Origin of the sequence: Ramlibacter sp. WS9 (assembly GCF_003797765.1) — a bacterium.
Lineage (GTDB): Bacteria > Pseudomonadota > Gammaproteobacteria > Burkholderiales > Burkholderiaceae_C > Ramlibacter.
Map to the genome: position 1 here is coordinate 88,585 of NZ_RKMB01000023.1, position 10,679 is coordinate 99,263.

Here is a 10,679-nt window from a genome sequence, read left to right on the forward strand (position 1 = left end):
GCGATGAGACACGGCATTTCCGGCGGCCGGCCGAGGCCCGCGCCCTTGCTCGAAGTGCGTGAAGTCACGCTGCGCTTCGGTGGTGTGGTGGCGCTCGACGGCGTGTCGTTCGATGTCGCGCCCGGCGAGATCTGCGGACTGATCGGGCCGAACGGCGCGGGCAAGACCACGTTGTTCAATTGCCTGTCGCGGCTGTATTCCCATCACGCGGGCGAAATCCTGTTCGACGGGCGCGCACTCGGCACTCTGCCGCAGCACAAGATGGCGGGGCTGGGCATAGGCCGCACCTTCCAGAACATCGCGCTCTTCAAAACGCTGACGGTGCGGCAGAACATCGCCGTGGGCACCACCTGCCGACAGCGCAGCGGCTTCCTCGCGCACGCGCTGCGGCTGCCGTCGGTGGCGCGCGCGGAGGCCGAGCAGGCCCGGCGCGTCGATGAACTCGTCGCACTTCTGCAGCTGGGCGACGTGCAACAGCTGCCGGTGTCGGAGCTGCCTTTCGGCACGCAAAAGCGCGTCGAACTCGCGCGTGCGTTGGCCGCATCGCCGCGGCTGCTGCTGTTGGACGAGCCGGCCTGCGGCCTCAATCACCACGAGGTCGACCAGCTCGGATCGCTCATCCGCGACATTCGCCAGCGCTTCGCGCTCACTGTGCTGCTGGTGGAACACCACATGGGCCTGGTGATGTCCCTCTCCGACAAGATCGTCGCCCTGAACTTCGGCCGCAAGATCGCCGAAGGCCTGCCCGCCGAAGTGCAGCGCGATCCTGAACTCGTCAAAGCATATTTGGGAGAGCCTGCATGAGTGAAGTACTGCTCGACGTACGCGGACTCGAAGCGGGCTATGGCGCTTCCCGCGTGCTGTTCGGCATCGACCTGCAGGTGGCCGCGGGCTCCGTCACGGCACTGCTCGGCGCCAACGGCGCGGGCAAGACCACGACGCTGCGCGCGCTGTGCGGCCTGATCCGCCGCCAGGGCCACGTCACGCTGGCCGGCCAGCGCATCGACGGCATGGCGACGGAGGAAATCGTGCGGCTCGGCGTCGCGCATGTGCCCGACGGGCGCGGCACTTTCACCGGCCTCACCACCGAAGAGAACCTGCGCATGGGCGCCTGCACGCGCCGCGACAAGGCAGGCGTGCGCGCGGACTTCGAGCGCTTCTACGAATACTTCCCACGGCTGAAAGAGCGCCGCCACCAGCAGGCGGGAACCCTCTCCGGCGGCGAGCAGCAGATGCTGGCCATCGCGCGCGCGCTGATGCTGCGCCCCCGCCTGCTGTTGATGGATGAACCCTCCTTCGGCCTGGCGCCGAAAGTGGTGCAGGACATCTTCCGCATCATGCGGCGCGTTCGCGAAGAACAGCAGGTGGCGATCCTGCTGGTGGAACAGAACGCCTCGCTCGCGCTCGAGCTGGCCGACACGGCCTACCTGCTGGAGACCGGCCGCATCGCGCTTTCGGGGCCGTCCGCGTCGATACGCAGCAACGAGGCCGTTCGCGCGGCCTACCTCGGAGGAGCAAAGGTATGAATGCGTTCTTCGCGCAGCTGATGGCGGGCCTCGCCACCGGCGGCATCTATGCCAGCCTCGCGCTCGCGCTGGTGATGATCTACCGCAGCACGCACCACGTGAACTTCGCGCAGGGCGAGATGGCGATGTTCTCGACCTTCATCGCGTCGACGCTGATCCAGGCCGGCTGGCCGTATTGGGCGGCCTTCTTCACGACGGTCGTGGTCGCGTTCGCCATGGGCGCGGCGATCGAGGCGCTGCTGGTGCGCCGCCTTCGCAACGCGCCCGTGCTGGCGATCGTCGTCGTGTTCGTGGCCCTGCTGGTCATCTTGCACAGCCTGGCGGGCTGGCTGTTCGGGTACACGATTCGCGCGTTCCCGAGCCCGTTCGCCGAAGCCGCGGTGGCCGGTGGCCTGCTGTCCCCGCACCAGCTCGGCGCCATTGGCATCACCCTGCTGATGCTGGCGCTGATGTACGTGTTCTTCCGCTACTCGCCGCTCGGCCTGCAGATGCGGGCGACGGCGGAGAACCCGACGTCCAGCCGGCTGGTCGGTGTTCGCGTCAACCGCATGCTGGCCCTGGGCTGGGGCCTGGCGGGCGCGATCGGCGCGGTGGCCGGAATGATGATCGCGCCCGTCGTCTTCCTCGACGTGCACATGATGTCCGGCGTGCTGCTGTATGCCTTCGCGGCCGCGGTGCTGGGCGGCATCGGCAGCGCGCCCGGCGCGGTGGCCGGCGGCTTCATCGTCGGCGTGCTCGAGAACCTGCTGGGCACCTACGTCGTCGGCGCCGAACTCAAGCTCTCGGTCGCCCTGGTGCTGATCATCGTCGTGCTGGTGGCCAAGCCCACCGGCCTGTTCGGCAAGGCCATCGTGGTGAGGGTTTGACGATGCAAAAGAACCTGTTCTTCATCGGACTGCTGGCCACCGCTTGCGTGCTGCCGCTCGTGCTGCCAAGTTATGCCGTGTTCCAGGCGACCATGGTCATCGCCTATGCGCTGGCCCTGTTGGGCCTGAACCTGCTGACCGGCTACAACGGCCAGATCTCGCTGGGCCACGGCGCGTTCTTCGCACTCGGTGCCTACGTCGCCGCCATGTTGATGGAGCAAGCGGGCTGGCCGTATTGGGCGACGCTGCCTGCCGCCGCACTCGCCGGCGGCGTCGTCGGCTATCTGTTCGGCCTGCCGGCATTGAAGCTCGATGGCGTCTACCTCGCGCTCGCCACTTTCGCGCTCGGCGTCGCGACGCCGCAGCTACTCAAGTACAAGGGCTTCGAAGCATGGACCGGCGGCTCGCAGGGCCTGGTGCTGATGAAGCCCGACGCGCCCTTCGGCCTGCCGCTGGACCCGGACCAATGGCTCTATTACTTCAGCCTGGCGGTGGCGCTGGCGCTGTTTATCGCGGCGCGCAACCTGTTGCGCGGCGGCGTGGGCCTGAGCCTCATCGCGGTGCGTGACCACCCGATCGCGGCGCAGGCCATGGGCGTGGACAACGCCCGGGTCAAGACGCTCACCTTCGGCATCTCCGCGATGTACACGAGCGTGGGCGGCGCGCTCTCGGCCATCGTCGTGCAGTTCGTCGCGCCGGACAGCTTCTCGGTCTTCCTGTCGATCACGCTGCTCGTCGGCGCGGTGGTCGGGGGGCTCGGCTCGCTGTCGGGCGCGCTCTACGGCGCCCTCTTCATCCAGTTCGTGCCTCAGGTGGCCGAACAGGTGTCGAAGGCCGCGCCCTGGGCGGTGTACGGAGCCATCCTGCTCGCCCTCATGCTGGTGTGGCCGACCGGCGTGGCCGGTGGCGCCGCCCGCCTGCAAACCTGGTTCAACAGAAGGAGACAAGCATGAAAGCGATGATCATCAGCCTGGCCGCGTCGCTGGCGCTGGCCTGCGGCACTGCCGCGGCGCAGAAGAAGTACGACCCGGGCGCGACCGACAGCGAGATCCGCATCGGGCAGACCATGCCCTACAGCGGCGCTGCTTCGATCTACGGCGAAGTCGGCAAGACACAGGCAGCGTACTTCCGCATGGTCAACGACCAGGGCGGCGTGAACGGCCGCAAGATCAACTTCATCAGCCTGGACGACGCCTACTCGCCGCCGAAGACGGTGGAGGGTGTGCGCAAGCTGGTGGAACAGGAACAGGTGCTGCTGCTGTACGGCATGTTCGGCACCGCCACCAACACCGCGGTTCACCGCTACCTCAACGCGAAGAAGGTGCCGCACCTGCTGCTGCTCACCGGCGCTTCGAAGTGGAACGATGCCAAGGGCAACCCCTGGAGCATGAGCTTCTACCCGGACTATCCGTCCGAGGCGCGCGTGTACGCGCGGCAGATTCTGGAGCAGCGCCCCAACGCGAAGATCGCCGTGCTGTACCAGAACGACGACTACGGCCGCGACTACCTCAAGGGCTTCAAGGAAGGCCTGGGCGCCAAGGCGAAGGCCATGATCGTTTCGGAAGCGTCTTACGAAGTGACTGACCCGACGGTGGACTCGCAGATCGTGCAGCTGAAGGGATCCGGCGCCGATGTGCTGGTGAGTTTCAGCACCGCCAAGGCCGCGATCCAGACGCTGCGCAAGCTCCATGACACCGGTTGGAAACCCACGCACTACCTGGCGCAGGGCGCCGCACTGATCGGCGCAGTATTCAACCCCGCCGGCCCCGAGAAGGCGATCGGCGTGATCTCCACCGCGTATTCCAAGGACCCGAACGATCCGCAGTGGGAAAACGACCCCGCCTTCCGCGAGTGGCTGGCCTTCATGAAGAAGTACCGGCCCGAAGCCGACCTGCGGCTGGGCTCGCACGTCTACGCGTACTCCAGCGCGAAGCTGATGGCGGACATCCTGCGCGCGAGCGGCGACAACCTCACGCGCGAGAACGTGCTCAAGCAAGCCGCGTCCATCAAGGCCGTGCAACTGCCCATGTTCCTGCCGGGGGTGGTGGTGAGCAGCAGCCCCGACGACTACCGCCTGATCAAGTCGCTACAGCCCGTGCAGTTCGACGGCAAACGCTGGAACCGCCTCGGCGGCTTCGTTTCGATTTTCTGAACCTTTCTTCAAGACCATGCATCCTGCGTTCCGCAAGCTGCGGCTGCCCGTCATCGCCGCACCGCTCTTCATCATCAGCACGCCGCAACTCGTGATCGCGCAGTGCAAGGCCGGCATCGTCGGCTCCATGCCTGCGCTCAATGCGCGGCCGCCCGAGCTGCTGGACCAGTGGCTGGCCGAGATTACCGAAGAGTTGGCCGCGCACGACCGGCGGCACCCCGAAGCGCCTGCCGCGCCGTTCGCCATCAACCAGATCGTGCACCGGAGCAACACCCGGCTGGAGCACGACATGGAGGTGTGCGCGCGCTACAAGGTGCCCATCGTGATCACCTCGCTGGGGGCGCGCCCCGAGATCAATTCCGCCGTGCACGCCTGGGGCGGCGTCGTGCTGCACGACGTGATCGACGACAAGTTCGCGCGCAAGGCCGTGGAGAAAGGCGCGGATGGTCTGGTGGCGGTGGCGGCCGGTGCGGGCGGCCACGCGGGAACCACGAGCCCGTTCGCGCTGGTGCACGAAATCCGCCGCTGGTTCAAAGGGCCGCTCGCGCTGAGCGGCGCCATCGCGACGGGCGATGCGGTGCTGGCCGCGCTCGCCACCGGAGCGGACTTCGGCTACATCGGCTCGGCCTTCATCGCCACCGAAGAGGCGCGCGCCGACGCGGCCTACAAGCGGATGATCGTCGAGAGCAGCAGCCACGACATCGTCTATTCGAACCTGTTCACCGGCGTGCACGGCAATTACCTGCGCGGCTCCGTCGTGGCGGCCGGGCTCGACCCCGACGCGCTGCCGGCCAGCGATGCAAGCCAGATGAACTTCGGCAGCGACCGCGTGAAACCCTGGAAAGACATCTGGGGCTGCGGCCAGGGCATCGCGGCCGTGACCGAGGTGCAGCCCACCTCGGAACTGGTCGCCCGCCTCACACGTGAATACAGGACGGCACTGCGCCGCCTGTCCGAGGCGGCACTGCCCGCTTGACACATCGACGCACGAGCAAAACAAACCACAACGAGAGGAGACATACCCGATGCTGTTCACCCACCGTCGCGCCTTGACGCGCTGCATGCTGCTTGCCACCACCGCCGCACTGAGCTCGTGCGGCTCGGGCGATGCCACCAGCAACGTCAGCGTGCAGTTCTCGGCGAGCAACCCCGACGCCGCGCCCTTCCCCAGCGACCGCTATACCGTGGCCGATGCGGCGCAGCTCTCCGGGCGTCGCATCGCCCTCCCGAAGCCGGACTGCGTGATTCGCGTGAGCGACTGCGACGACATCACGATGCTCAACACGCTGGACGGATTTTCGGTGACGCCGCGCTTCACCGTGCCCTTCACCGGCGACATCGACCCGGCGACGGTGACGAGCGAGAGCGTGTACCTGCTGCACGTCGGCTCGGCCGGCGAGCCGCGTGCGGGTGCCCGCGTGGGCATCAACCAGATCGCATGGGATGCGCCGTCGCGCACGCTCTCGTTCAAGAGCGATGAGCTGCTGCTGGAACATGCGCGCTACCTGCTGGTGGTGACCGACCGTGTGCGCGACGCGCAGGGCCGGCGCCTGGGCGGCGGCGACTGGCTGGAGGTGACGACAAGCCTGCCCGTGGGCCGCGAAGCCGAGGCGGGGACTTACCGCGACGAGTTGCGCCGGGCGCTGGCCCTGTTGCCGCCCGGTGCCGCGTCCCCGGTGGCCGCGAGCCTGTTCACCACGCAGAGCGCGACCTCGGAGCTCGCGCAGATGGCGGGCCAGGTGAAGGCGCGCACGCCGGCGTCGGTTGACTTCATGGTGGCGACGCGTGACGGCGCACCGGCGCGCGCGTTGATGGACGTGGCCGATGTGTCGCGCATGCTGTTCCGCCGCCAGGTGGGCACAACGCAGTTCAACGACATCGAGCAGCCGCTGGCATCGCTGCAAGTCGTGCCCGGCAGCGTGGCGCGCGTGGGCTACGGCTACTTCAACTCGCCCAACTACCTCACGAACACCTTGCAGATTCCGCCGATGGGCACGGCCACCGGCGCGCCGCAGCAGCGCGGCGAAAACAAGCTGCTGATGCAGGTCTTCGTGCCAACCGGCGCCAAGCCAGCGGGCGGCTGGCCCGTGGTCGTCTTCGGCCATGGCTTCAGCGACAGCCTGTTCGGCGCGCCCTGGTCGGTGGCATCAGTGTTGGCTTCATATGGCCTGGCCACGGCTTCGATCCACGTGATGGGCCACGGCGGCGGCACGCAGGGCAGCCTGCAGGCGACGCTTGCCCATGGCGCGACGCTCACGCTTGCCGCGAACGGGCGCGGCATCGACGTCAATGGCGACGGCACGATCGCGGCCACCGAGGGCAGCACGGCACCCGCGCCTTACGGCCTGATCGGCGCGCGCGACACGCTGCGTCAGACCGTCGTCGACCTGATGCAGCTGGTGCGCCAGTTCGAGGCCGGCGTGGACATCGACGGTGACGGCGCCGTGGATTTCGACGGCAAGCGCGTCAGCTACAGCGGACACTCGTTCGGCGGGGTTTACGGCACCATGCTGCTCGGCGTGGAGCGCTCCCTTGTCGCAGGTGTCCCGGTCGTGGGCGGCGGCAACCTGGTGGAGGCGACCCGGCTCGGATCGCTTCGCATCCTGCGCTCGACCAGCCTCGCGGGCCGCACGCCGTCGCTCATCAACCTCCCGCCGCTGCCCGGCGTGCCGGCGCCGCTCAACCTGCAGTTCGACGAGAACATGCCGCTGCGCAACGAGCCGCCGCTGGTCAAGAGCGTGCCCGGCGCATTGGCCATCGCCAGCGCTTTCGAGCGCGCCGAATGGGCGCAACAGGCGGGCGCGGCCGCGGCCTATGCGCCGCTGATCCGCAAGCGTCCGCTGCCCGGCCACTCCGCCAAACCCATCATCTTCCAGATAGCCAAGGGCGACAAGACGATGCCCAACCCGACTTCGAGCCTCATCGTTCGGGCCGGCGACTTCGCGGATCGCGTCACGTACTTCCGCAACGACCTCGCCTATGCCGCGAACCCAGCCCTTCCGAAGGACCCGCATGGCTTCACGACGGGCGTCACCAATCCGGCGAACCGGCCGCACGCCATCGCTGCGCAGCGACAGATCGGCGAGTTCCTGTCGAGTGGCGGCACGCTGACGATCGACCCGGACGGCGCGGCGGGATTGTTCGAGACGCCTTTGGTGGGACCGTTGCCTGAGGGACTGAACTTCATTCCCTGACTTGGGTATCGGCCGCCTTTCAGCGCGTGCGGGTTGAACTCGTGCGTGCAACCATGCACACTGCCGTGGACGCTCCCCATCACCACGGAAAGATCCATGACAACCAAGCTTCCACGCTGGCTGGTGCGCACGATCATGACGCTCGCCGTGCTTGCGGCAGTGCTCGTTGCCGGGACATGGGTGGTGTTGTCTCAACCGCAGTTCGGTGCGCCCATGGCCGGCGCGCGACTTGAACGCGCAGTCGCCAATCCGCAGTACAAGGGCGGCCGCTTCGTCAACCTGGAGCCCGAAGCCCCGAGCGACACTTCATTGGTCGACTACACCATGCGCCAGATGTCCGGCGACGAGGTGCGCGTGCCGCCGAAGCCTGTGCCGGTGCAAGTCGTGGACAAGGCGGCGCTGGCGGCCGCTCCGCCGGCGAGCGGCCTGCGCGCATTCTGGATCGGCCACGCCAGCACGTATGTGGAGATCGACGGAATGCGCATCCTGATGGACCCGGTGTTCGCCGAGCGCGTTTCGCCCCTGCCGGTCGGCCCGGGGCGTTTCCATGCGCCGCCGATCGCACTGGCCGACCTGCCCCGCATCGACGCCGTGCTCATCTCGCATGACCACTACGACCACCTCGACATGGACACGGTGCGCCACCTCGCGCAGCGTGGCTCGAAGTTCTACGTGCCGCTGGGCATCGGCGCGCACCTGGAACGATGGGGCGTGCCCGCCGCACAGATCGAGGAGCTGGAATGGTGGCAGGAGCGTTCGGTCGGCAGCGTGCGCATCGTGTGCACGCCCACGCGACACTACTCCGGCCGCGGCTTGAACAACCGCAGCACCACGCTCTGGTCAAGCTGGTCGGTGATCGGGCCGCAGCACCGCTTCTTCTACAGCGGCGACACGGGCTACGGCAAGCTGTTCCAGGACATCGGCGCGCGCCTGGGCCCGTTCGACATGGCCTTCGTCAAGATCGGCGCCTACGGGCCGGGCCAGGCCTGGACCGACATCCACATGACACCCGAGCAGGCTGTGCAGGTGCACCGAGACGTGCGCGCCAAACGCATGTTTCCCGTCCACTGGTCGACCTTCAACCTGGCGTATCACGATTGGGATGAACCGATCCGGCGAGCGGCGGCGGAAGCCACGCGCGTGGGCGTTGAACTGGTCACGCCGCGTTTGGGCGAGGTCGTCGATGCAGACCGCCCGTTCGCGTCGACGCGGTGGTGGGAGTCCGTGCGGTAACCGCCGGCGTCAGGCGCCGCGCAGGAACAACAGCGCCCGCTTGTCCGCGGGCTCACGGCCGGTGTTGATGAAATCGACCAGCTCTCGCGCGACGGCATCGATGTCGAAGCCGTGCGTCCTCATGCGAACGGGAATGTCGCTCCCGCGGACGACCGAGCGCGCGTAGCCCTGGATGAACGTCTGTTCGATGACGTGTGTGCTGCCCAATTCATAGAACGCCGCCATGCCGCGAATGTATTCCGACTTGTCGACATCCGCGAACGAAAACGGCAGCATGCCGCCCGCCAGCAGCGCCGCGTTCGCCGCCAGGCGTGAAGCGCGCTTGTTGCCGTTGGCGAAGACCTGCACGTAGGGAATGCGCGTCATCAAATACAGCGCAGCCTCCACCGGACGCAGGCTGCGCGCCTGCGCAATGATCTGCTCGAGCGCGTGCCGAGGCTTGCCGCGCTGGTGCTCGGGAAGAAAATGCTCCGACTCGGCCACTTCGGCCAGGCCGTGATCGTGCGTCACCAGGGCGTGCATGGCGCAGACGTTGTCCCGAGTGAGTTCACGGTGCGTCCAGAGGTACTCGGCGGCCGTCTTGTGATCGAGCACGAGCAGCGCGTCCGCGGTCGGCTTGTCCTTGTTCTTCTGGCCGTAGCGAATCAGCGCCTCCGTGTCCAAAGCGGAATAGCTGCCGCCTTCGAGAAGCGATGAGCCCCAGGAAAAATCCACGAGGAACATCGTGCGGAAGCGTTTGTCCACGGGTGTCGCAATGGCCTGAATGCCTTCGCACCGCAGGGCCGTCTGCGGATCGATGTTAGGTTGAGCGTCGAGCAGTTCTTCCTTGAACACGTAGCGCTCCGGCAAGCTAACCATGGGCATAGATGACAAGGAAAAAGAACCTGAAGAATGTTGAATGCTAAGGAGTTTTTTCCTTCTCGTCACATGACGATGCTTGGCCGCCTTTCTTGTCACGGACTGGCCGAGCTGCCGCAAAGCAGCCGACAGCTTGCACACCGCTGTCCATAGGGCCCAACCCGCTCCAATGTCGAAGTAACGTTCGTTTACACTTTCCAAGTCTCTCGCCCGGGAGATGTTTTACCCCTGAGAGGTTCTTCGATCAGCTGCCTCGCGCGGCGTCCTCTCACTTGCCGAAAGCCCCCATGTCCGTCAACCGCGCCCAGCTGGTCGAGCTTTACCTTGCTTATGTGGGCCGTCCGCCGGACGTTCCGGGCTTGAACTTCTATCTGAACGGCGACTGGCCATTTGGCGACGTGGTCCACTGGTTCTACGCTTCGCCGGAGTCCACGACCCTGTATCACAACTCCGCCGGCGCCGATCAGATCAACGCGATCTACCAGAACCTGTTCAACCGGGACGCTGAGGCGGGGGGCATGGCCTTCTGGCTGGACGCGCTCGCCACCGGCCGCGTCACCTCAGAGTATGTTGCCCTGGCGATTCTGCAGAGCGCGCAGAACTCCGACATCACGGCCGTGCAGAACAAGCTGGCACTGACCACGGCCTTCCTGGAGCAGTTGGACACCAACCGCGAGATCGCCGGCTTTGCGGGCGACCACTCGGCCGCGCTGGCGCGCGCCTTCGTCGAGACGGTGGATGCTTCCCCGGAAAGCCTGGCTGCGGCGATGGCCATCCTCCTGGCGCAGGTCGACCTGGCGACCGGCCTGCCGCCGGCGCCACCGCCGCCGCCGCCCCCCGCGCCCGCGCC

General features: G+C 67.0%; 10 protein-coding genes. 9 read left to right on the plus strand and 1 reads right to left on the minus strand.

Going from position 1 to position 10,679, the window contains the following annotated elements:
* The first annotated feature begins 3 nt into the window (after positions 1-3).
* From EEB15_RS25815 to EEB15_RS25850, 8 genes are all read left to right on the plus strand, one after another.
* Positions 4-804 (plus strand): ABC transporter ATP-binding protein, encoded by an 801-nt coding sequence (locus EEB15_RS25815; protein WP_141512831.1) that lies wholly within the window; start codon positions 4-6, stop codon positions 802-804.
* A complete protein-coding gene (locus tag EEB15_RS25820; RefSeq protein ID WP_141512832.1) occupies positions 801-1,526 on the plus strand; it encodes an ABC transporter ATP-binding protein in 726 nt (241 codons plus the stop codon). The genes EEB15_RS25815 and EEB15_RS25820 overlap by 4 nt, the downstream gene beginning before the upstream one ends.
* Positions 1,523-2,392 carry a branched-chain amino acid ABC transporter permease gene (locus EEB15_RS25825; protein ID WP_141512833.1) on the plus strand — a complete coding sequence of 290 codons (870 nt, stop codon included), beginning with the start codon at positions 1,523-1,525 and terminating at the stop codon, positions 2,390-2,392. Before EEB15_RS25820 ends, EEB15_RS25825 begins: the two co-directional genes overlap by 4 nt.
* 2 nt (positions 2,393-2,394) lie before the next feature.
* A complete protein-coding gene (locus EEB15_RS25830; RefSeq protein WP_141512834.1) occupies positions 2,395-3,345 on the plus strand; it encodes a branched-chain amino acid ABC transporter permease in 951 nt (316 codons plus the stop codon).
* Positions 3,342-4,544: an ABC transporter substrate-binding protein gene (locus EEB15_RS25835; RefSeq protein WP_141512835.1), complete on the plus strand. Its 1,203-nt coding sequence runs from the start codon at positions 3,342-3,344 to the stop codon at positions 4,542-4,544. The genes EEB15_RS25830 and EEB15_RS25835 overlap by 4 nt, the downstream gene beginning before the upstream one ends.
* Before the next feature lie 16 nt (positions 4,545-4,560).
* On the plus strand, positions 4,561-5,520 hold the full coding sequence (locus EEB15_RS25840; RefSeq protein ID WP_141512836.1) for a nitronate monooxygenase family protein: 960 nt from the start codon (positions 4,561-4,563) through the stop codon (positions 5,518-5,520).
* Between the two features lie 49 nt (positions 5,521-5,569).
* A complete protein-coding gene (locus EEB15_RS25845; protein ID WP_141512837.1) occupies positions 5,570-7,738 on the plus strand; it encodes a hypothetical protein in 2,169 nt (722 codons plus the stop codon).
* Between the two features lie 96 nt (positions 7,739-7,834).
* Positions 7,835-8,971, plus strand: a complete 1,137-nt coding sequence (locus tag EEB15_RS25850) for an MBL fold metallo-hydrolase (RefSeq protein ID WP_141512838.1) — start codon at positions 7,835-7,837, stop codon at positions 8,969-8,971.
* 9 nt (positions 8,972-8,980) lie between these two features.
* Here the strand turns inward: EEB15_RS25850 and EEB15_RS25855 are convergent, their stop codons facing one another.
* Complete coding sequence (locus EEB15_RS25855) at positions 8,981-9,829, minus strand: Fic family protein (protein ID WP_158290235.1); 849 nt, start codon at positions 9,827-9,829, stop codon at positions 8,981-8,983.
* 287 nt (positions 9,830-10,116) lie between these two features.
* Here EEB15_RS25855 and EEB15_RS25860 point away from each other — a divergent pair.
* The coding region (locus tag EEB15_RS25860; RefSeq protein ID WP_141512840.1) for a DUF4214 domain-containing protein at positions 10,117-10,679 on the plus strand (563 nt) is incomplete at its 3' end.

Excerpts from the sequence above, each read along its gene's own strand:
- EEB15_RS25835 (WP_141512835.1), top strand. The coding sequence starts at position 3,342 with ATGAAAGCGATGATCATCAGCCTGGCCGCGTCGCTGGCGCTGGCCTGC.
- EEB15_RS25815 (WP_141512831.1), top strand. The coding sequence starts at position 4 with ATGAGACACGGCATTTCCGGCGGCCGGCCGAGGCCCGCGCCCTTGCTC.
- EEB15_RS25825 (WP_141512833.1), top strand. The coding sequence starts at position 1,523 with ATGAATGCGTTCTTCGCGCAGCTGATGGCGGGCCTCGCCACCGGCGGC.
- EEB15_RS25850 (WP_141512838.1), top strand. The coding sequence starts at position 7,835 with ATGACAACCAAGCTTCCACGCTGGCTGGTGCGCACGATCATGACGCTC.
- EEB15_RS25855 (WP_158290235.1), bottom strand. The coding sequence starts at position 9,829 with ATGGTTAGCTTGCCGGAGCGCTACGTGTTCAAGGAAGAACTGCTCGAC.
- EEB15_RS25820 (WP_141512832.1), top strand. The coding sequence starts at position 801 with ATGAGTGAAGTACTGCTCGACGTACGCGGACTCGAAGCGGGCTATGGC.
- EEB15_RS25845 (WP_141512837.1), top strand. The coding sequence starts at position 5,570 with ATGCTGTTCACCCACCGTCGCGCCTTGACGCGCTGCATGCTGCTTGCC.
- EEB15_RS25840 (WP_141512836.1), top strand. The coding sequence starts at position 4,561 with ATGCATCCTGCGTTCCGCAAGCTGCGGCTGCCCGTCATCGCCGCACCG.
- EEB15_RS25830 (WP_141512834.1), top strand. The coding sequence starts at position 2,395 with ATGCAAAAGAACCTGTTCTTCATCGGACTGCTGGCCACCGCTTGCGTG.